This is a genomic window from Spirosoma migulaei (genome assembly GCF_054776855.1).
In genome coordinates this window covers 1-18822 of record NZ_BAAHBG010000034.1, presented here as the reverse complement: position 1 = coordinate 18822, position 18822 = coordinate 1, and the positions used below count along the sequence as shown (strand labels likewise).

General features: G+C 45.8%; 27 protein-coding genes. 24 read left to right on the top strand and 3 right to left on the bottom strand.

Features of this window, described 5'->3' with window-relative positions:
* Positions 1-390: 390 nt before the first annotated feature.
* The 24 genes from ACYVGO_RS32215 (at position 391) to ACYVGO_RS32100 (ending at position 16572) form a co-directional block, all read left to right on the top strand.
* Positions 391-1641, top strand: a complete 1251-nt coding sequence (locus ACYVGO_RS32215) for a type IV secretory system conjugative DNA transfer family protein (protein WP_460972846.1) — start codon at positions 391-393, stop codon at positions 1639-1641.
* Complete coding sequence (locus ACYVGO_RS32210; RefSeq protein WP_460972845.1) at positions 1641-2585, top strand: hypothetical protein; 945 nt, start codon at positions 1641-1643, stop codon at positions 2583-2585. The genes ACYVGO_RS32215 and ACYVGO_RS32210 overlap by 1 nt, the downstream gene beginning before the upstream one ends.
* Before the next feature lie 68 nt (positions 2586-2653).
* Entirely contained in the window at positions 2654-3049 is a 396-nt protein-coding gene (locus ACYVGO_RS32205) for a hypothetical protein (protein ID WP_460972844.1), read from the top strand.
* A gap of 84 nt (positions 3050-3133) precedes the next feature.
* Positions 3134-3478, top strand: a complete 345-nt coding sequence (locus ACYVGO_RS32200) for a YkvA family protein (protein WP_460972842.1) — start codon at positions 3134-3136, stop codon at positions 3476-3478.
* 125 nt (positions 3479-3603) lie between these two features.
* Positions 3604-4944, top strand: a complete 1341-nt coding sequence (locus tag ACYVGO_RS32195; RefSeq protein WP_460972841.1) for a DNA methyltransferase — start codon at positions 3604-3606, stop codon at positions 4942-4944.
* Positions 4945-4946: 2 nt separating this feature from the next.
* Positions 4947-5762, top strand: a complete 816-nt coding sequence (locus tag ACYVGO_RS32190) for a hypothetical protein (protein WP_460972840.1) — start codon at positions 4947-4949, stop codon at positions 5760-5762.
* Positions 5763-6472: 710 nt separating this feature from the next.
* Positions 6473-7402: a hypothetical protein gene (locus ACYVGO_RS32185; protein ID WP_460972839.1), complete on the top strand. Its 930-nt coding sequence runs from the start codon at positions 6473-6475 to the stop codon at positions 7400-7402.
* Positions 7403-7476: 74 nt separating this feature from the next.
* Positions 7477-7710 carry a DUF2188 domain-containing protein gene (locus ACYVGO_RS32180; RefSeq protein WP_460972838.1) on the top strand — a complete coding sequence of 78 codons (234 nt, stop codon included), beginning with the start codon at positions 7477-7479 and terminating at the stop codon, positions 7708-7710.
* Positions 7711-7937: 227 nt separating this feature from the next.
* The gene (locus ACYVGO_RS32175; protein WP_460972837.1) at positions 7938-8600 is read left to right on the top strand and encodes a recombinase family protein; all 663 of its coding nucleotides are present in this window, start codon (positions 7938-7940) and stop codon (positions 8598-8600) included.
* An 86-nt stretch (positions 8601-8686) separates the two neighbouring features.
* Positions 8687-9340 (top strand): nucleotide-binding protein, encoded by a 654-nt coding sequence (locus tag ACYVGO_RS32170; protein ID WP_460972836.1) that lies wholly within the window; start codon positions 8687-8689, stop codon positions 9338-9340.
* Positions 9341-9344: 4 nt separating this feature from the next.
* Positions 9345-9692: a hypothetical protein gene (locus tag ACYVGO_RS32165; RefSeq protein WP_460972835.1), complete on the top strand. Its 348-nt coding sequence runs from the start codon at positions 9345-9347 to the stop codon at positions 9690-9692.
* 55 nt (positions 9693-9747) lie between these two features.
* Positions 9748-10680 (top strand): replication protein RepA, encoded by a 933-nt coding sequence (locus tag ACYVGO_RS32160; RefSeq protein WP_460972834.1) that lies wholly within the window; start codon positions 9748-9750, stop codon positions 10678-10680.
* A 278-nt stretch (positions 10681-10958) separates the two neighbouring features.
* Positions 10959-11933, top strand: coding sequence for a toprim domain-containing protein (locus ACYVGO_RS32155; protein ID WP_460972833.1), 975 nt, complete (start codon positions 10959-10961; stop codon positions 11931-11933).
* Between the two features lie 52 nt (positions 11934-11985).
* Complete coding sequence (locus tag ACYVGO_RS32150) at positions 11986-12234, top strand: hypothetical protein (protein WP_460972832.1); 249 nt, start codon at positions 11986-11988, stop codon at positions 12232-12234.
* Positions 12235-12304: 70 nt separating this feature from the next.
* A complete protein-coding gene (locus tag ACYVGO_RS32145) occupies positions 12305-12529 on the top strand; it encodes a hypothetical protein (RefSeq protein ID WP_460972831.1) in 225 nt (74 codons plus the stop codon).
* Between the two features lie 64 nt (positions 12530-12593).
* The gene (locus tag ACYVGO_RS32140) at positions 12594-12923 is read left to right on the top strand and encodes a hypothetical protein (RefSeq protein WP_460972830.1); all 330 of its coding nucleotides are present in this window, start codon (positions 12594-12596) and stop codon (positions 12921-12923) included.
* A gap of 28 nt (positions 12924-12951) precedes the next feature.
* Positions 12952-13221, top strand: a complete 270-nt coding sequence (locus ACYVGO_RS32135; RefSeq protein WP_460972829.1) for a hypothetical protein — start codon at positions 12952-12954, stop codon at positions 13219-13221.
* Positions 13222-13225: 4 nt separating this feature from the next.
* Positions 13226-13615 (top strand): hypothetical protein, encoded by a 390-nt coding sequence (locus ACYVGO_RS32130; RefSeq protein WP_460972828.1) that lies wholly within the window; start codon positions 13226-13228, stop codon positions 13613-13615.
* Positions 13616-14260: 645 nt separating this feature from the next.
* The gene (locus ACYVGO_RS32125) at positions 14261-14515 is read left to right on the top strand and encodes a hypothetical protein (RefSeq protein WP_460972827.1); all 255 of its coding nucleotides are present in this window, start codon (positions 14261-14263) and stop codon (positions 14513-14515) included.
* Between the two features lie 64 nt (positions 14516-14579).
* Positions 14580-14804: a hypothetical protein gene (locus ACYVGO_RS32120; protein ID WP_460972826.1), complete on the top strand. Its 225-nt coding sequence runs from the start codon at positions 14580-14582 to the stop codon at positions 14802-14804.
* Positions 14805-14868: 64 nt separating this feature from the next.
* Positions 14869-15195, top strand: a complete 327-nt coding sequence (locus ACYVGO_RS32115) for a hypothetical protein (protein ID WP_460972825.1) — start codon at positions 14869-14871, stop codon at positions 15193-15195.
* 37 nt (positions 15196-15232) lie between these two features.
* A complete protein-coding gene (locus tag ACYVGO_RS32110) occupies positions 15233-15415 on the top strand; it encodes a hypothetical protein (RefSeq protein ID WP_460972824.1) in 183 nt (60 codons plus the stop codon).
* Between the two features lie 413 nt (positions 15416-15828).
* Positions 15829-16152 (top strand): hypothetical protein, encoded by a 324-nt coding sequence (locus tag ACYVGO_RS32105; protein WP_460972823.1) that lies wholly within the window; start codon positions 15829-15831, stop codon positions 16150-16152.
* 75 nt (positions 16153-16227) lie between these two features.
* On the top strand, positions 16228-16572 hold the full coding sequence (locus ACYVGO_RS32100; protein ID WP_460972822.1) for a helix-turn-helix domain-containing protein: 345 nt from the start codon (positions 16228-16230) through the stop codon (positions 16570-16572).
* Between the two features lie 52 nt (positions 16573-16624).
* Here ACYVGO_RS32100 and ACYVGO_RS32095 read toward each other — a convergent pair whose 3' ends face one another.
* From ACYVGO_RS32095 to ACYVGO_RS32085, 3 genes are all read right to left on the bottom strand, one after another.
* On the bottom strand, positions 16625-17101 hold the full coding sequence (locus ACYVGO_RS32095) for a hypothetical protein (protein WP_460972821.1): 477 nt from the start codon (positions 17099-17101) through the stop codon (positions 16625-16627).
* Positions 17055-17999 (bottom strand): MobQ family relaxase, encoded by a 945-nt coding sequence (mobQ, locus tag ACYVGO_RS32090; RefSeq protein ID WP_460972820.1) that lies wholly within the window; start codon positions 17997-17999, stop codon positions 17055-17057. The genes ACYVGO_RS32095 and mobQ overlap by 47 nt, the downstream gene beginning before the upstream one ends.
* 88 nt (positions 18000-18087) lie before the next feature.
* The coding region (locus tag ACYVGO_RS32085; protein WP_460972819.1) for a recombinase family protein at positions 18088-18822 on the bottom strand (735 nt) is incomplete at its 5' end.

The following is an 18822-nucleotide window of genomic DNA, read 5'->3' as shown; positions in this document are numbered from 1 at the left end:
TGCTCGGTCAAGAAATAAAGGTTGATCTCCTTCATTATTAGTTTCCGTATTTTCTATTGCCTCACTATTTATAGGCACTATTAATGCGCCTGTCGATTCTTTCGTTTGCTTATTTTTTTTCATAACAAGAAAATTTATAGTACAAATCTAGAACTTTATTCATCACATTTACATTAATGTGATGAATGTCTCAATAAGGTAAATGTGATATATTTCTATGATTCGTTTTAATCTCGATGACCCCTGTATCGCTTCGATGGATCACAGTCCTTCACGCTTCGCCAGGCATGTGAAGGCACTGGAATCTTCGGAGCGATAGGATCAGGCAAAACTTCGGGGAGTGGGAGCGCTCTTGCGAAGGCGTATTTACGGGCCGGTTTCGGCGGATTGGTGCTTTCCGCCAAAAACGATGAGCTGGCCACCTGGCGAAAATATGCAAAGGAAACTGGCCGAGAAGACAGCCTAATTGTCTTCGACAGCAGCGGCCAATGGCGATTTCCGTTCCTCTCTTATGAGGTCAACCGGGAAGGAGACGGGGCAGGCAACACAGAAAATCTAGTGCGCCTGTTCATGATGGTCTATGAGGCCATCAACCGAAGCAAAGGCGGGGTGGGTGATCCTTACTGGACATCGGCCATGAATCAGCTTTTACGCAACGCCATTGATCTATGCCTGATTGCACGCGGCACGGTCAGTGTACCCCTGTTGGCCGAGATCGTACGCTCGGCCCCCCAAAGCGTCGAGCAGCGGGATTTGGAAGATGAAGAAGGCAACAACCAATGGCGAAACACCAGCCTATGCTGGAAGCTGCTTTCCGAAGGCCACGCCCGCACCCTCGATCAATGGACGCAATACGATTTTGATACATCAGCATCGTATTGGTTAGAGGAGTTTCCCTCAATCAGCAGCAAAACCCGGTCGGGCATCGTCTCGATGTTCACCACCACGGCCGATCTTTTTTTGCGACGACCGTTTCGAATGCTGTTTTCGGAAGCGCCTGGGGATGAGCAGCAGATCGCCCTCCCTGAACTGACGCATCATGGCATGATCGTCATCATGAACTTACCCGTAAAGGAATACGGCGATGCAGGCCGCGCAGCCCAGATCATTTACAAAACCCTCTGGCAGCAAGCAGCCGAACGGCGAGACGTGACGAAGAACCCCCGGCCCATTTTTCTATGGGCGGATGAATGCCAAAACTTCATCACGGACTATGATTTTCAATATCAAGCAACGGCGCGCAGCTCACGAGCTTGCACGGTCTATCTGACGCAGAATCTGCCCAACCTGTACGCAGAGTTGGGGAATCATGACCGGGTGCATGCCCTCATTGGCAATTTAAGCACCCGGATCTGGCACGCAAATTCCGATCCCGAAACCAATACCAATGCCGCCGAAACCATTGGGCGATCCTGGCACCGTCGCAGTGGAGAAAGTCAGACCATCGGGAGTCAAACGGTTAGCCTTGGTGAATCGAAAACCGATTCTTTCGATTACGATGTCCCCCCTCAAATTTTCACGCGGCTTGCCAAAGGCGGGCCAGAGAATGGACATCGAGTGTTCGGCATCATCTTCCAAAACGGCCGAACCTGGGATGGAAATAAGAATTATTTATTGACCAGTTTTAAACAACAAATGTAATGCCTAGAGAAAAAAGAGATGTCACCGGCGGTGATAAAATGATGGCTGATGTCGTCCCAATGTGGGGGATCATTCTATTTATACTGGGCTGGTTTACAGTGCCGATTGAAACCTTCTTAAGACGCAATTTTGGTGAACGGTATTACACAGCGCCGAATTTCTTTGCAGGCTTCATCCTCTTGCTACTGGTTCAGTTTATTGGCTGGATTCTGAGGATGCTCAACCCAATCAGTATCATTGCTTCGGTATTTGGGCGTGGTGGTTCCGACGATAGCTGGATGAGCACGATAACCCAATGGTACGTTTATTTGGGAATCTTTCATTTCCTGCGCATCTGGTTCAATAACGTAATTGGGACGCCCCAGCACTCGTTTTCCGCAGGTAAATCATGGCTACGGCCAATGGGTAGAGCGCTAATGTTCGTCCTGAATCTGTTCTTGAATGCCATCGTTCGACTGATTTTCGCCATCAATCCAACACTCGACAAGCGAAGACTCGAATTTGCGCTACCTGTTTTGCAGGATGTCGATGTATTTACTGAACGATTCGTAGAACCGCTTTTTGTCATCTTCGTAGGGTTGCTCTTTGCCGCCAGTGGTCAAACGACAGTGTTTTTCTGGCTGTTCTTCTCCGCAATGGCGCTCAACATCTACACCACAATGCGTCATGAGCAGCAGCGAGGCTATTGGCTCGATATCCAAGATTCGATGATCGAAGCCAACTACTTCCACCAAGCCAAATATGGTGAAAGCAGTTCCTCTAAAAAGTCCCACGAACGCATGCTGAAAAAGACGGCTTTCGAAGTGGAAATCAACCCCGACATGGCAACCGTCATCGAACGTAACAATCCCACGTTAGCCGACGCGATGAAAGCCGTAAGCCCGAAACTACAAAAAATGGTGAACACTTTTCCCTCAGATCAGGAAGGACGGCAAGCCGCCTAACAAAGGAGGGAGATCCGTCTCCCTCTTTTTAAATCCCCTTGAAGCAAGAACACTAAACAACAATGACTATGAAACTTTACGTGAAAACTGAATCGAACGACCGGGAATATTTGCCCCATGAGGCCATGACCCGCTTTGCCCTGGCTAGCCATTTGGGAGCCACTTCCATCGAAGTGAATGGCCAATCCTACCACGTCAACGAGGTGCGAGCTGTCCCTGTCCAGTTTATCGGCCGTGCCGCCTTGATTTTGGGTGGCCTGAGTGCAGTCGGCGTTTTACTGGGTGCTCTATTCCTAGCCCATCTACCGGTGCTTTGCTTCATTCCATCGTTTGGGGGCATGATGGCCGGTCTCTATGTATGGTCGAAATTACAGCAACAGGAAGACCAACGGGCGAAAACCTTCAATAGCAGCCGGATTCCTGCTGCTGCCGAACCAAGCATCCGCTTTGCCAAGGCTGCCTGATCAATGCCGAACAACCAGAATCAGTAAAATTCAGGACAGCCCATTGGGGCTGTCCCCTACTTGAACAATGTAAACAACAAGAACATGAACAATCAATATTCCGACGAATCATTTTTAAGTAAAGTCAAAGTAGTTTTTGAAAAAGGCGGTCGCAAAATCGCTTATTCCGTTTTACTCCTGCGAGCGATTCTCCTGCGAAAAGAAACTTCGCTGGCAGATAAAGCCGTAATCGTGGCAACGATGGTCTATTTTATCTTTCCACTAGATGCGATTCCCGACTTGATTCCTGGTCTGGGATATACCGATGATCTATCGGCAATTATGGCTACGTTATATCGCTTGCACAGTAATATAACCCCCCAAGTCAAAGCTCAAGCCAACCGTGATTTCGAGCGAATTTTCGGTGAACCCTACAATGCCGAAATTTAGACAAGTCGATCAGAAAAGAAAGGGCTCCTACAAAGGAGCCCTTTCTTTTTTGCACTGTTGTTTTACCATGTTGCTATGCTTCTATCTAATCGTCGTAATATTGTAGATACCCAAATGAGGTTTGAATGTTGAAAGAAGCGATAGCCCCAGCCTATGCAGGGGGACAGTTAGATATTTGGGCCAGTCAGGATAATGGCACCGCTAATAAATTAGCAAAAGACGATAAGGCATTTCACGATTGGTATCGTTTTGTGCTTTCTTTTCCCGCACACCTTGTTCGGGGATATATCGAGGATTTTGGGCTAACCAAGGATTCGACAGTGTTGGACCCATTCTGCGGAACTGGAACGACAGTTGTCGAGGTGAAACTCAGTGGACTAAAAGCCATCGGCATTGAAGCCAACCCAATGGCTCATTTTGCCGGAACGGTAAAGCTCGATTGGAGCATAAATCCCGATTCTCTAGTAGCGACCGCGGAACAGATAGTGGCCAAAGTTGAAAAGCGACTAAAGGACCAGGGAATCGTTGATAACTTACATTTTACCGATGGAAATACAGCATTAAAAACGCTTTCCCCTGAGCTGAATAAATTGTTGCTGACGAACTCCATCAGCCCCCTGCCAATGCATAAGGTTTTGATGCTAATCGAGACCATAGACGAATACAAAAAGGCCGAAGGTTATAGCCATTTGCGCTTGGCTTTAGCAAAAGCCCTAGTGTTTTCTATGAGTAATCTACGGTTTGGGCCAGAAGTTGGGGTAGGTAAAATCGTTGAAGACAAACCCGTATTGCGCCCTTGGCTGCTAGAAGTCAAAAAGATGGCGATCGATTTGCGCTCGATCGATTCTGAAGAGTACCCGTCAGCAAGAATTATTCATGGCGACGCTCGACAGATCCAAAAGCTGATTGCTCCTGGTTCAATCGATGCTGTTATTACGTCACCACCTTATCCGAACGAAAAAGACTATTCTCGCACGACACGATTAGAATCCGTGCTTTTGGGATTTGTTGATAGCAAGGAAGCTTTGCGAGAGGTGAAAAAGACGTTCGTTCGTTCTAACACCCGGAGCGTTTACAAAGCTGATGATGATGATGCATGGATTAGCGATATGCCAGAAGTGAAAGAACTTGCAGCCCGCATCGAAGCCCGTCGCATTGAGTTAGGCAAAACATCAGGTTTTGAGAAACTGTATGCCCGAGTAACCGAACTGTATTTCGGAGGTATGGCAAAGCATTTGGATTCGCTGAAGCCCTTATTAAAGCCTGGTGCGATGCTAGGATATGTCGTTGGCGACCAAGCATCCTATTTTCAAGTGCTGATTCCTACGGGTCAGATTTTAAGCAAGATTGCAGAAAATCTAGGATATGAATTGGTAAGAATTGATTTGTTCCGCACTCGGTTTGCCACCGCGACAAAGCAGGAGTTGCGAGAAGAAGTTGTTGTTTTACGTTGGCCTGGTAAATGAAAATGGCAAAAGAGAAAAAACCACGCGAGGATTTATATTCTCAAGTCATTGAAGGCATTTTTAAAAAGAATTACACTAAAGGTGCAACAACCGTTGATTTTGAACGGAAAGAGTTGGCAGAAATGGCTGTGAGTTTGGGGCTACCAGCAGCCTTGAATTTAGGCGATATCCCTTATTCGTTTCGGTATCGCCGATTGCTCCCTGAAAGCATCCGACAATTAGCCCCAGAGGGGGAAGAATGGGTAATTCGTTCTGTAGGCCGTTCACTTTATCAATTCGCTTTGAGCAAATCGCTAGGCAAAATAAAGCCGTCAGAAATGATGGCTGAAACAAAAGTTCCTGATAGTACCCCTGGTGTTATTCGTCGGTATGCTCTTAATGATGAGCAAGGCTTATTGGCCATATTGCGGTATAATCGCCTGATTGATATTTTCACAGGCTTAGCCTGCTATTCCCTACAAAATCACCTACGCACTACCGTTCCTGGAATTGGCCAGGTCGAAACCGACGAGCTATACATTGGAATCGACAAACGAGGGGCGCACTATGCACTTCCTGTCCAGGCAAAAGGCGGGAAAGATATATTAGGCGTGATCCAGATCGAACAGGATTTTGCGCTTTGCGAGGCAAAATTTCCAAACCTTATTTGCAAGCCGATTGCCGCCCAATTCATGTCTGATGGTGGAATTGCAGTATTTGAGTTTGAAAATACCTCTGACGGTGTGAAAATCTCGACTGAAAAGCATTATCGACTGGTACAGCCACATGAGCTGACAACTGAAGAGTTAGAAAGTTACAAAGCACGAACGCTTTCATAGTTAGTCTTTTACAGTAACTATAAGTAGATTATGTATCGTACTATTTATCAATATGGTAAATAGAGTAACAAAATTTGAAAAGTGGATTATTTTGCTTTGTCACTCAGCCGACATCTTGGCATAGTTCTATATTTTCTATAGAAATAGTCGTTTTATTTGGCATGTGCCTTATAATGCAGAATAAATAACAAGTTGTCAGGTTATTTATGGGGTTTGGGCCATCCTGTCAGGTACTATAACCAATTTTATAGTTGGTACAGTTGTTGTCCTCGCGTGAGGATAAGTTGTTAGTGACCAGACAAGCTAAAAAACCCACAGATTGGCGTTCTGTGGGTCTCGGTGGAATGTCAACGGTTCTATATGCTAGGTACCGAGCGGGCTGCAACCCGCTCGACATTCCAAGTGAAAATATCTCTTTTGGAGCTTCAAAGGTAATAACGCGGAGTTTATCTCCAAATTATACCGCTCGATTTTTTCGCTGCTGTCAGAATCACCTGTAGGGAATGACCAGGTAAGTTACAACCTAACCCTAATTCATTACTGACGCTTCTAATTACTTCTAAGTCTATACATCCCCGCTGCTGGGCTTTCTATGCCCGTACCTAAGAGTCACTGCCAATAGGCATAACTTTCCCTGCCGACACACTCCAGGGCCTGCCTTTTATTCCAGCACGATATAGCGTGCATTCTTAATTTAAAATCAAAGCGCCATGCGCATTCAACAAAGTCGGATTTTAGATCCGCAAACCTTTTTGCATTCCCTGCCAACTGGTAGCCGCTTTCATGTTATCCTCACGGATATAGAATCTCATTCGGCTCGTTTGCAGAAAATAGGATACAGTGCTGAATTACGACCAGGAGAAAAACTCCTTCCGAAAATAGTTGGAGCAATAAGCCGTTACAACGCTGATGGTAAAGATGTACCTCAGAAAGACCAGCCTAAGGAGACGTGTTATCGCACTGTATATACTCGTATTTTCGGGCGCTCTTGGCAATATGTGGATAGAGCATACGAACGTTATCCCCGTATACACTTTGATGCGCCAGAAGAAGAATTAGTAATTGATGTGCGAAACGGTAAGAAAATTGTCACTTCCCGTGAGCTTGAATACCAGCCTGGTAATTTGGATGGAATCAAGCATGTTATCAATCTCTTTTTAGAGCTGTTTGGCGAGTGCGATATACTATCGGAGGTGTTGGTTCAACTACACGCCTTTAACATTGAGCGTCGCAATTGGCGAGTGCTTCCCTCTGGGGAATATCCTTGGGAGAAAGCAAAGGACGCTTTAAGCGATGTTACAAAGACTCTACCCAGTTGGAAACGCGAGATTGTTGATGCTCGGTTTGAATTAATAGCTAACCAGAATCCAAGCAGAATAGTGATTGGAGAGGCTGGTTTCGATGGGTACGTAATTTTCTGTTTTGAGAATCACGACCTGTATCTCTTGGAAAGTCGATTTACAGGTAATGCGACATATATTTTCGGTGAAAACTGGGAGCGTCTAGCGACACTTACAAAAAGCGAAATATTGAACGGAAATCTACATTTGGACAGGATTGTTCACAAGGACGGCTGGCCCATGAGAATTAGTAGATTATTTTTAAACCGCCCAGATTCTTCAGCACAGCAGGCGGCTTGATAAAGAAAACGACTTCGGCTGATTTATAGGGCCGAAGTCATTTTTCATTTTTTACACTTAAAATTCTGATTATCATGGCTCGTACGATATATTACGTTGTAACAAATCAAGGCCAATGGATGGTGAAACTCAATGACATCCATTACGGCCCATATCAAACACAAAGTTTGGCGATAAAAGCCGCTGTTGATGCTGCCCATAGTACAGGCTCCAAAGGAGGGAATGCCCAAGTGCTTGTACAAGGAGCAGATAGTAAATGGCGTACTGAGTGGACATACGGAAATGACCCTTACCCACCACGTGGATGATGGTAACAATGTTCCACATTGAGGAACCATTTCTCGAAGCGTCTTTATTTGGTTAATGAGTAGAATGTGGTATTTATTTGTAAAAAGCCTGCCTTCATCTGAGGGCAGGCTTTTTATCTTACAGTCCCGTTTGAATAATGAAAGAGTACGGTTGCTTTTTCTCTTTGTTCGTAGTCATACCAACGTATGATATAGAACAAAATCCCGCATTCTGCCTATATTGCCCCATGAAAAAAGCCATCGCCTATTATCGAGTCTCCACAGATCGCCAGGGCAAAAGCGGTTTGGGCCTGGAGGCCCAACAAGAGGCCGTTCGCCTATTCACTGAGCGGCAAGGCCACCAGGTTACGGCCCACTTTACCGAAGTGGAAAGCGGCCGAAAGAATCAACGACCACAGCTATCGGCCGCACTCGCACAATGTCGAAAAGACAAAGCCACTCTAATTATTGCAAAGCTAGATCGGCTCGGCCGCAACGTCGCATTCATCTCGAATCTGATGGAAAGCAAGGTCGATTTTATCGCCGTGGATAACCCCCATGCTAGTAGACTTATGTTTCATATGCTGGCTGCATTCGCAGAGCATGAGCGGGAACAAATTAGTACCAGGACAAAAGACGCCATTGCAGCCGCTAAGCGCCGTGGTGTGCAATGGGGAAGATACGGTGCAACCGTACTCAGCCAGGAAAGCCACGATTCAGCCGAGCGATTTGCTGAGGATCTACGGCCGACGATTGAGGATCTACGGCAGTCTGGTTTTACTACAATCCGTGCTATCCGAGACGAACTAAATCGGCGACAAGTAGCCACCTTTTGGAATAGCACTGCATGGCATAATTCCACTGTACACGCTCTTTTGAAGCGAGTAGATAATACTAGAAATAGTATTTAACGGTGTATATTGATTTATACTTTTCTTTGTGTATAAATCAGTATTGAACTGACAACTGAAATAATCATATAACCAAAGGATAACCAATGATTTACACCGTTGGGGGAGTGAAAGGTGGTTGTGGTAAAAGCACAGTTGCAACAAACCTTGCAATCTATCTTGCCCAGCAAGGGCGCGACGTTTTACTAATTGATGCCGACGATCAGGAAACTGCCTACGACTTTACCACTTTACGGGAGGAGCGAGAAGGTACTCAAGCAAGCTATGCGGTCATGAAACAGACTGGTTCATCTATCCGGCGTGAGGTTCCAAAATTCAAAGCCCGGTTTCAGGATATTGTCATAGATACCGGTGGACGTGACACGGATAGCCAACGAGCATCGCTCACCATCTCGGATGTGTATTTGGTGCCATTCGTTCCACGCTCCTTTGATATTTGGACATTAGAGCGGGTGGATAAACTGATTGACGAAGCCAGGACGGTAAATGAAAACCTGAAAGCTTTTGTGTTCCTCAACCGGGCTGACGCGCGAGGGGATGAAAACAGCGATGCAGCAGAGATGCTTTCGGAAAGCAAACAAGTTATTTTTATTGATGCACCGCTAGGCTATCGCAAGGCGTTTTCGACAGCCGCAGCTAGCGGTCTAGGAGTGGTCGAATTGAAAGCTGCCGATGATAAAGCAGCGGTTGAATTTCGGCATTTGATGAAGAAAATCTCGGATGAACTGAAAAAGAAGTAATGATATGGCAAAGCTCGCACGCAGACCCAAAGCAGAAGATTCCAGCAATACCGTGACAGCGGAAAAGCCTGCCAAGAACGTAGAACGTTTAGCAGATGCTTTTATCAACAAGGGCGGAAAATCCCTTGTCAAAAGTACCGTTGCCCGCAACGTGCGCGGGCGTGTATCTGAGCAGTCCGACCCAGACGCAAAGATTGGCATTACAGTAAAATTATTGGTCAAAGAGCGGGACGTGATTAACCAGTTACGTGAGGGTAGACCTACGCGCTCTCATGTATCCTTGCATGACTGGATTATTGAAGCCGTGCAAGAAAAGTTAAAAAAGGAATCATCTAAGTATAATAGACAATAGTATTTTCAGTATTGAGTACTATATATAATTCAGTATTGAAAATGGTATTGAGGAAATGAACGAGAACGAAAGAGATAAAAGGCCCTCACGGTACGTTGAAAGCCGCATTCGGCTTGTGCTGGACAGTATGGACACGCCACGAGAAGAGCGTGAGCATTTGTATATGCCGGTAGCACTTGCACATGTTTACTTTCCACGTCGGGACCGGAAGATTGACCCTACGGAAAGCTATGTTCACGACAGCGGAAATTTCAGGCTTAGCATTAGCCAGTTACCGATTCCCAATCACAACACAGGGAAAAACCAGTTCTTGGGCTTACCATTCGGGCCGAAATCCCGTTTGCTTTTGGGTGTCATCAACGCACTGGCATTGAAACAAGGGAGCAATAAAATCGACATCGAGGCCGATACCCTTCCGCAGTTCCTGCAAAGAATTGGACTAACAGATGGAGGCAATCAGATCAAACAGGCACGGAATCAGATAGCCCGGCTTTCTGCATCGCTCATCAGCGTATCCTACAAGGAACAGGACGGTAGCATGACCCACGGGCAAATGCCGATCGTCAAGGGTTTCGACCTTTTCCCCATCGGTCAGCCGAATCAATTGGTGCTATGGAAGCGGCATATCGTTCTGAGCTTGGACTATTGGGATGAACTGCAAAAGCACCCGCTGCCACTATCTCTTGAGCATTTACGCATCCTGTCAGGTAATGCCCGTGCGATCGATTTCTATACGTTTCTGGCTTATCGGCTGCACAGCTTGAAAAAGCCCTTGTTCCTTACCTGGCCAACCATGAAGGCAATCTTTGGGGGTGACATTGAGCGCATGGACAACTTTAAAGCTAAAATGCGCCATACTGGCGACCTGGTAAAAATGGCCTATCGAGACGCAAAATTCTCCTGTGACGGGAAGGGGTGGATCTTCCAGAATAGCCCAGCACCAATCCGGCCGATAGAGGAGAAAAAGCAAAATCTACTCCTACCGTAACTTGGTAGGAGACATGTTGATAAGCCCTGTATAACAGGGATTTACAGGAAAATATCCACCGTAACTTGGTAGGAGGTAAGGGGGGTTATCCACCGTAACTTGGTAGGACAAAGACCGTAACTTGGTAGGACAATCTATTATATTACTAATAATAAAAATATCCTATTAATGGGCAGGCTCAAAATGTGGATAAAGTCACCAAATCGGCAAAAAAATTTTTGCAGTGGCTGGTGAAAAAAGAAAGAGGGCGAAAGGGGGCGACCAAATAATATGAACATATGAACATTGAAGAAGCCAAAAAACTTTCATTACCGGATCTGTTGGCGAAACTTGGCCATGAGCCAAAGCGAATCAAAAAGGGCGGATACGAAATTTGGTATCATTCGCCTTTCCGCGAAGAAACCGACGAATCGTTTCATACATCGTTCATCAACGGTAAATGGATCTGGAAAGATTTCGGCGACATTGGCGGCACCGTCATTGATTTTGTGATGCGCCATGAAGGCTATACCAGCGTCCGCGATGCCTTGGGTTATCTCAAACAGAATTTCGGTGGAGCAAAAAGCCGTAAGTCCAACGACCCCAAACCGGCACCAGCCCCCGATCTTTTTTCTTTTCACCAGCAACCCCACCGCGAAGCGGTCGAAAATTTTTTGGAATCGGAGCTGGAGTTTATAAGCGCCAATCCGATCAAGAACCCGGTCATTATGTCGTACTTGAATGGGGAGCGATGCATCCCGGCCAGCATAGCCAAGCGATATTTACAAGAGATCCGCTACAAACACACCGCCAGCGGGAAAGAATATTTCGGTTTCGGCATTCAGAACCAGGCCGGAGGATGGGAGGTTCGCCCGGCATCTAGCAAATATAAATTCAAAGCTCCACTGATCGCCCGCGACATTACCGTGATTCCCGGCACAGCGGCTGAACGAACCACAGTGCATATTTTCGAGGGCATGACCGATTTTCTTTCGTATCTGGTCTTGACTGGAACGGAGCAGCTCACCGACGATGCCATCGTCATGCATTCGCTTTCTTCCTACAAGCGAACAGCGGACCACATTTACGCCCAGAATTACGAGCATTTGCGGACGTATCTCGATAACGATAAGGCGGGCCAACAGGGCACAGAAAGATTCAAAGCGGATTTCGGAGCAAAAGTTTTGCCCCAGGGCGGAAGGTTTGCCACTCATAAGGATCTGAATCTGTATCTTCAGGCCAAGCGTGAAAAATCAGGCAGTGGCAGAGGCTAGAAAATGCGTGTGCTCGATGATAAACTTCAAGATACTAAAGAACTAAGTCCCTATGAATACGGAGGCTTTCAAATATGGAGATATTAAAAAGCTGATGATGAACGTCGTTTGTCAGCTTGAAGGCGCAGGCCATTCGGCCGAAGCTGCAGCAATGGCAAGTTTAACCCACATCATAGCCGCCCGTATTGAGCCGCCCAATGTAGCGAGTCGATGGCAATTGGAATATATGATTGAATGTATCGAGCATCACCACTCATTGCTTAAATACATCAATAATGGAGCGATTGATGGTAGTAGCTAAACGTAATCAGCCCCAAAACCGTCACAAAAATTTCGCATGAGCTGTGCGCGCTTCATGGTACAATCGAAGCATGACAAAACACCCCGCACTGATCGTTGCTTTTCCCTTCCCAAAGTGTGAGGCCAGCGAGTGCTTAGACGACCGGGAAGCCGTCTTTCAACTCAAACTGCGTGCTGCCAAGATGCTGAACGAGGCTGCAGCCGGCACCTACACCATGTGCGAAGAAAACATCAGCGGTATTCATCGCATCAACCGCCTATGCCGAGAAGTGGGATTAACCCCGCTCGATTTCTAATCAACAGTGCAACAGCGTATTGAAAGTTTCGCTAACTTGACAGGAGAACAAAACTCCTCCTGTCATGGCATCCGACGTTTTCGAGAAGTTCATCAAAAAGGCATCGCCTGATCTACGGGGCGAAATACTAAAAGCAGGTCAGGAACTCGATGCAAAGGGTTCCCGGGAAAAACCAATCAATTACGACCCCCGGCCGCTCGACCGAAAAGCGGAATTGTCACGCCCCCATGCAGCCGAGCCGAAGCAAACCGGAGTTTCCGAAAATCAGCCACAGCGTCAGCCAAACGCAATGGATCGCGCCTTGGCTAGCAGTAGCATAAAGTCACAAGCGGCCGAACAGATCCAGACTCTGCAAAACCAAAACGTGAAGGCTAATAAGGAACCTGAACGATAGAAACGCTCAATATTAATTTGAAAGACGTATGCCTAAACGAATCAGTATCCGAATCTCGGGGAAGGCTGAGAAATTTTTAGATGATATGTTGAAAAGAGGCTTCAGTGAGATTGAGGTTTTCTCAATATCCCTTGGTATGCTTCAAGAAGTAGTAGAGACCAGAAGAGTTGCTAAAATGACATATCGAGGTCAAGGAGCAGGCATTGAATATTTTTATTCACTGCCGGGTGAGATAGATGACCAGTTACCACCAACGATAGTATCATATCCGACACAAGGATCATCACCATTAAAATAGGGTTATGTCAGCGCCAACAGCATATATACCTGCTATAACAGGATTAGAAGAAGAACGAGAAGTAACTCGTAAATACATAGCTTTTGGGTCATTAGCGGTGTATTTTCTGATCATTGGTTTAATAGCCTATCGTGCTTCAATATTAGTTCATGATAAGGAGTCTTCGAAGGTCAGTGTAGGGATAAACGACCAAAAGAATCCAACTAGCATAAGTCCATTAACACAAAATAATTTACCAGAGGCAGCCAAAGAGCCTGAAAAGAAAATAACAATTTCTAACGAAAAGGACAGTTTTAGCCAGATGCTTCAACTTCTTTCCTCAATAGCCGCCATTATGGGTGGCATTGTGGGAGCAATTATTGGATTCTATTTTCGGGGCGAAAAAAGCACTTAGACTTTACTTCGAATCGGCTGCTAATGCTAAGACATAGATAGTCGAGCAAAGAAAGGAAATGCAAAAACAGAATTTGAAGATCGACAAAGAGCAAGAACGATAGAATACCGAAAATCAGTCTAGTTTCCCCCCTTTTTTATTTTACTTAGTTTAGATTCTGCCAAATCAGCATAATGAGGTGCGCTGTATATAGGGGTACCTAACACATTTGGGGTATATCCGCCACGTGAAGTCTATAATTGATTAGTAATTAGACAGTTATGGAAAATTAGCCATCTGTACTTAAGGGCAATTTCACCGTTTTGGCTAAATGGCGTTTAAAATGTCTCAATTTCACTCCCAAACACTTCCTCTCGCCATAGTTTTGTATTTAAGGCTATTTTCTGTCATAAAAGCATCAAGTTTTTACATGTTTACACGCACCTTAACAGTAAAATTATTGACTTCTGTAATCGAACGTTAAAAGCATACATTTTTCGGCAACTTATTAATGTACAACCAATTATCTGCCTTCGGTGGCGGATATACCCCAAATGTGTCAGCTAACCCCAGTTTGTCTTATGGTAGAAAAATTAATGCCCGTATTCAGTCAGAATCAACGTTAATCGGTTATACAATTCAATAACTTGATTAATCAACTCCTTTATGACTACACAGAATTTTCGATATGGAGATATTAAAAAGCTTATGGAACACGTCGTTTACAAGCTTGAAGGAGCAGGCCATTTGGCCGAAGCCGCAGCAATGGGGAGTTTAACCCATATTATAGCTGCCCGTATTGAGCCGCCCAATGTATCGAGTCGATGGGGATTGGAGTACATGATTGAATGTATCGAGCATCACCATTCATTGCTTAAATACATCAATGATGGAGCGGTTAACGGTCGTAGCCAAACGTAATCCGCCCAAAAACCGTCACAAAAATTTCGCATGAGCTGTGCCCACTTCATGGTACAATTGAAGCATGACAAAACACCCCGCACAGATCGTTGCATTCCCGTTCCCGAAGCGTGAGGCCAGCGAGTGCCTAGACGACCGCGAAGCCGTCTTTCAACTCAAACTGCGTGCCGCCAAGATGCTGAACGAGACCGCAGCCGGCACCTACATCATGTGCGAAGAAAACATCAGCGGCATCCACCGTATCAACCGCCTATGCCGCGAAGTCGGATTAACCCCACTCGATTTCTAATCACCAGTGCAACAGCGTATTGAAACTTTCGCTAACTTGACAGGAGAACAAAACTCCTCCTGTCATGGCATCCGACGTTTTCGAGAAGTTCATCAAAAAGGCATCGCCTGATCTACGGGGCGAAATTCTAAAAGCAGGCCAGGAACTCGACGCAAAGGGTTCCCAGGAAAAGCCGATCAATTACGACCCCCGGCCGCTCGACCGGCAAGCGGAGTTAACACGACCCTACGCGGCCGAGCCGAAGCAAACATTGGTGTCTGAAAATCAGCCGCAACGTCAGCCGAATGCGATGGATCAAGCTTTGGCCAGTGGAACGAAAGCACAAGCCGCCGAGCATGGGCAGCAGCTACAGAAAAACAACACTATGCTGAACCAGGACAAAGAGCGGTAGATTCGTTCGACTATATTGCGGAGCAAACTTCGACCATATGAAAGCCGACCCTATAACCATCCGTGAAATCGAAAAATTAGTGGAACAGTGGAATTATCAAATTACCCATTCTAACCTGCAACCCAATACCATCCATACTTATGGCCTGCACGTTGGGCATTTTCTCCGATGGTGTAAGGATGATTTTCCAATTCGAGGATACGAAGAAAAAAGCGATTAGACCTTTCTTAAACCGGCCACTCCTGCTCAGATGAGTAATAAGAGGCTCACTTGCTTCAAGTTTCTGATCGTCACTCGGTTTGATTCCCGCAGTACTTCCTGTCAATTCTGGCCAACGCACGTCCTGCCTAAGGGAGCACGTGCGTTGTTGTTTGATATGAGCGTTCCAGAAACTCGAAAATAAAACCAAAATCTAACTCATAGTTTGATTTTGGTGAAACTTTTTGTACCTTTGTCAGGTTAATCTATTAACAGGTAACCGGTATAGAACGACTACGAACAATAACTTACATTCAATTTACAATCACCTTTAAGATCAATTTCAACACTTTAAACAATGGTTATGATGGAAACAGAAATCGTGAACCGCACTAGTTAGACCTGGGGTCTGGCTATTGCAAATTTTTCAACAAAATGGCCAAAGTGCAAACACCGCCAGCACAAGATGCTGAAGAGCTAAAAGATATTTTAGCTGTCATAACTGAACTTAAAGGGCTGCTGTCTGATAACGAAGCCGCTCTAGCAAGTCTTAAAAAATTAGAGAACGCCTGCCGTAAGCAGAGTAAGAAAAATCGAAAACGTAATGCGGTAGTGAAACCGCCTGATCGGGAACGCGGCAAAGATTTATTCAACAATATTGTGACGTTGGAACGAATCTGGGAACTCGTTGAGAAGCACTCAAACGATATTCAACACTTAGGTCAAAATATCTACGAAACACTTTCAAATTCATTTTGATATGGTGGGGTTAACCCCACCATATCAAAATGAATCAAGTAACTCATCGTGGAGTAGACCTGCAAAAACAAAAATATGACGAATGGAATCGGCGACGCAATAAAGCGCTACAGGACTAACATGGGCATGCCCCAAAAGGAGTTAGCCGAATTGTGCGGAATAACGCCAACGTATTTGTCGCAGATTGAAAAAGGTAAGAAGAAGCCTAGTTATTCTCTTCTTGAGAAAATATGTAAACATTTGAAGATAGAGCAAAGGGATTTGTACAAAGATCTCTTCATTGATAGCATTCTTCAAGAAGATCAATCTGATGAACAAAGAGAAATTGTAACGCTTTTGAGAGTGCTGCTTGAAAAGATGTCCAATTTAGGAAAGAACAAGCAGCCCCATAATTCAAAGCAGGAATTGGAGCACGCATAAAAACAGATGGTTCAGATATTATCTGAACCATCTGTTTTTATGCGTGAAATCATTAACTAGCTTTTTCTTCAAACCGACTACTGACGCTCAAAAACGTAATCAGCGGCTCCCCCGCTTCCGGTGCCACATCGTCACCCGGCTTGAATTCCCGCAATTCCTTCACCTTTTCCCGCAGCAACGCCTGCTCAATCCGGCCCATGTTTTGCCCCCCCAGAGTAAAAACATGCGTCGTGGTTTGAATAGAGAGCGTTTCAGGGGGTGTGTAGAACCATCCGAGTAGGTAGGCATAGCCGCACCCATAGATACGCCCCTGGCGGTCGATTATGCGAAACCTAGGGGCGCTCCCCCGCTTATCTCGATACTCGACCAGAGCACGGTAGCGACCATCTTCGATTTCCCCGCTCTCTTCCGGCTCGGCCGAAACAGCAGGTTTGGCCAAGGCCGGATATTTCGGCCGGGTGTATTTTTCAAGCAGCGCGTTCTTATCGCTCGTATTCCCACTGGCGGTCTGTGCGGTCTCGTTCGTCATTTCCGTAGAAATCTTTGTGGATATTATCTCCATACGCAGCCTCGTAATACTTGTAGGCGATATCGTCCCGAACGGAATCGACAGCGCGGCTGCCATGATAGGTAATGGAATGCGTTAGGCTATGCTGGGCGTAGGCCGCTTGCGCGTTGTTCCGGTGCATGACTTGCCGCACCTCTTTCCCCCATTCGGTCTGATAGCCCCGTTTTTCCAGATGCGTGACTTTCGGCCCGATCTTGGGTTGGGGTTCTCGATTAATACCCTTTTCTTTCAGATTGCGAAGATCAAAATGAATCTTCGGCTCAGTTTCGGTTTTTTCTGAGACATCGTTCAAAATGGCTTCATAGGATTGGCGCCATTGGGGAATCGTGTCTGGGCTATCGAGCACGTTTTTAAATCCGGTCAGCTTTTTACCAAAGCCATCGCCTTCGACCGGCCGCAGCGTGAACATCACATGCGCATGCGGATTCCTACCCCCATCTGATGCTTCCGGGCTATGAATGGCATAATCCGTCACGAGTCCATGCGCGGTCAAATTCTGCCGAATGAAAGTATCCACCACCATCTTCTGCTGATCGAGATCGAGATTCCGGGGCAGCACCAAGACGACTTCCTTCGCAAGCCGGGCATCTTTTCTTTTTTCACCCGCTTCGACCGCATTCCACAAACTTTGGCGATCCGTCATCCAAGCGGGCGCACCCTCTGGGGCGATGATTTCGGCATGCAGGACGTTCTGCTTTTTGCTGTAGTCGTGCGTTTTTTCGTAGCGTTCATCTTTGGCCTTTTCGCCCGCCCGATAGGCAGCACAGGCAACGGCCGAGGCCGAACGATAGGCGGAAGCTCCGACCGCATTGCGGCCTGCGCTGCGAGCAATGACATTGACGTGCAAATTGGCATGCATGGCTAGTTGAGAGTAAGGAGGCTTCTAAGTGCGCGTATACGAGTTGCTAGCGCAACTCAAAAAATAATACTCAACCAGTTAGTTAACATTAGCCAAGTTGATTGTCATTTTTTGTGCGGTTTAAGACGCGTTTTACGGTCTCTGCTCGCCAACTTGAATTACCTCTTGGAGAAGGTATATTATTTCTATTAAGCGAGCGGGCAATCTCACCTAAGGATGGTTCTTTACCATTATGACTAAGAGTATAATCATTTCTGATATCCTGAATTTTATCAGCAAGTGCTACTGCATTTTGAGTGGTTTTTTCAATCCGGCTTGTGTGCATTAAGCCTACTCGAAGCTTATATTCCCTGATCAATACTTCAGTTGTTCGTGATGTATCTATTGGGCTTTCCTCGCTGATATAATAGATTTTATCTTGGATGGTTCCCAAGAGTATATTGTCAGAATAGTATTCACTATCCGTTCGGAGAATCTTTACTGGCACATCATAGCGTTTGCTAAGCAATTGAGCTTGATGTTGAGCTTCACTATTAATGGACACTTCTGATATACTCCTAAGTTGTAGTGGAGGTAATTCAGATATTAACTCTGCTTTTTTAGAAGTAGTAGAGAGATTTTCTGGCTGGGATTCACTCACGGATGAGTGTTCCAACGCATTGATAAGCTTATCGAACTCGTCTTTTAAGTACTTTCCATACTCTGCTCGGTCAAGAAATAAAGGTTGATCTCCTTCATTATTAGTTTCCGTATTTTCTATTGCCTCACTATTTATAGGCACTATTAATGCGCCTGTCGATTCTTTCGTTTGCTTATTTTTTTT

Bases quoted from the DNA above. Each gene is read 5' to 3' on its own strand.
- ACYVGO_RS32210 (WP_460972845.1), top strand. From the start codon at position 1,641: ATGCCTAGAGAAAAAAGAGATGTCACCGGCGGTGATAAAATGATGGCT.
- ACYVGO_RS32205 (WP_460972844.1), top strand. From the start codon at position 2,654: ATGAAACTTTACGTGAAAACTGAATCGAACGACCGGGAATATTTGCCC.
- ACYVGO_RS32200 (WP_460972842.1), top strand. From the start codon at position 3,134: ATGAACAATCAATATTCCGACGAATCATTTTTAAGTAAAGTCAAAGTA.
- ACYVGO_RS32195 (WP_460972841.1), top strand. From the start codon at position 3,604: ATGTTGAAAGAAGCGATAGCCCCAGCCTATGCAGGGGGACAGTTAGAT.
- ACYVGO_RS32190 (WP_460972840.1), top strand. From the start codon at position 4,947: ATGGCAAAAGAGAAAAAACCACGCGAGGATTTATATTCTCAAGTCATT.
- ACYVGO_RS32185 (WP_460972839.1), top strand. From the start codon at position 6,473: ATGCGCATTCAACAAAGTCGGATTTTAGATCCGCAAACCTTTTTGCAT.
- ACYVGO_RS32180 (WP_460972838.1), top strand. From the start codon at position 7,477: ATGGCTCGTACGATATATTACGTTGTAACAAATCAAGGCCAATGGATG.
- ACYVGO_RS32175 (WP_460972837.1), top strand. From the start codon at position 7,938: ATGAAAAAAGCCATCGCCTATTATCGAGTCTCCACAGATCGCCAGGGC.
- ACYVGO_RS32170 (WP_460972836.1), top strand. From the start codon at position 8,687: ATGATTTACACCGTTGGGGGAGTGAAAGGTGGTTGTGGTAAAAGCACA.
- ACYVGO_RS32165 (WP_460972835.1), top strand. From the start codon at position 9,345: ATGGCAAAGCTCGCACGCAGACCCAAAGCAGAAGATTCCAGCAATACC.
- ACYVGO_RS32160 (WP_460972834.1), top strand. From the start codon at position 9,748: ATGAACGAGAACGAAAGAGATAAAAGGCCCTCACGGTACGTTGAAAGC.
- ACYVGO_RS32155 (WP_460972833.1), top strand. From the start codon at position 10,959: ATGAACATTGAAGAAGCCAAAAAACTTTCATTACCGGATCTGTTGGCG.
- ACYVGO_RS32150 (WP_460972832.1), top strand. From the start codon at position 11,986: ATGAATACGGAGGCTTTCAAATATGGAGATATTAAAAAGCTGATGATG.
- ACYVGO_RS32145 (WP_460972831.1), top strand. From the start codon at position 12,305: ATGACAAAACACCCCGCACTGATCGTTGCTTTTCCCTTCCCAAAGTGT.
- ACYVGO_RS32140 (WP_460972830.1), top strand. From the start codon at position 12,594: ATGGCATCCGACGTTTTCGAGAAGTTCATCAAAAAGGCATCGCCTGAT.
- ACYVGO_RS32135 (WP_460972829.1), top strand. From the start codon at position 12,952: ATGCCTAAACGAATCAGTATCCGAATCTCGGGGAAGGCTGAGAAATTT.
- ACYVGO_RS32130 (WP_460972828.1), top strand. From the start codon at position 13,226: ATGTCAGCGCCAACAGCATATATACCTGCTATAACAGGATTAGAAGAA.
- ACYVGO_RS32125 (WP_460972827.1), top strand. From the start codon at position 14,261: ATGACTACACAGAATTTTCGATATGGAGATATTAAAAAGCTTATGGAA.
- ACYVGO_RS32120 (WP_460972826.1), top strand. From the start codon at position 14,580: ATGACAAAACACCCCGCACAGATCGTTGCATTCCCGTTCCCGAAGCGT.
- ACYVGO_RS32115 (WP_460972825.1), top strand. From the start codon at position 14,869: ATGGCATCCGACGTTTTCGAGAAGTTCATCAAAAAGGCATCGCCTGAT.
- ACYVGO_RS32110 (WP_460972824.1), top strand. From the start codon at position 15,233: ATGAAAGCCGACCCTATAACCATCCGTGAAATCGAAAAATTAGTGGAA.
- ACYVGO_RS32105 (WP_460972823.1), top strand. From the start codon at position 15,829: ATGGCCAAAGTGCAAACACCGCCAGCACAAGATGCTGAAGAGCTAAAA.
- ACYVGO_RS32100 (WP_460972822.1), top strand. From the start codon at position 16,228: ATGACGAATGGAATCGGCGACGCAATAAAGCGCTACAGGACTAACATG.
- ACYVGO_RS32095 (WP_460972821.1), bottom strand. From the start codon at position 17,101: ATGACGAACGAGACCGCACAGACCGCCAGTGGGAATACGAGCGATAAG.
- mobQ (WP_460972820.1), bottom strand. From the start codon at position 17,999: ATGCATGCCAATTTGCACGTCAATGTCATTGCTCGCAGCGCAGGCCGC.